Genomic DNA, 373 nt, shown 5'->3' with positions numbered 1-373 from the left:
TTGGAAATGGAATTAAAGTATCTATATTTGAAGGTGATGAATCAGGCGATCACAATAACTTAAAAGAAATTAGCAATGGTTCAACTACAGTAGATGCTAATCCTTTATTTAAAGGTGAGATTAATGCTAGTGGTGTTAAAGCAATGCAAGTATTTATCACTTATAATGATAAGTTAATTAAAACTGATTCAGTTCTTGCTGTTGATGGTAAATTTAAATATGTTCCAGAACTAGGTTGCAATAACTTTGGAGATTACAAGTTTACATTTAATGTAATTGGAGCTGATATTAAAGGTGAAGCTAGCTTAAAACTTGTTGCTGATACTCAAACAAATACACCTAGCGTAGATAATACTACAAGTGATGTGGTTGT

Annotated in this window: 1 protein-coding gene; it reads left to right on the top strand. The window is 30.8% G+C overall.

Features of this window, described 5'->3' with window-relative positions; all coding sequences use genetic code 11:
• Positions 1-373, top strand: a 373-nt coding sequence (locus AVBRAN12654_RS09450; protein ID WP_336614401.1) for a hypothetical protein, incomplete at both ends; no start/stop codon positions are given.

The sequence above is a fragment of the Campylobacter sp. RM12654 genome, assembly GCF_020137585.1.
In the GTDB taxonomy this organism is placed as follows: Bacteria; Campylobacterota; Campylobacteria; order Campylobacterales; family Campylobacteraceae; genus Campylobacter_E.
The sequence above is the reverse complement of the archived record's forward strand: the minus strand, read 5'-3'. Positions and strand labels throughout refer to the sequence as shown.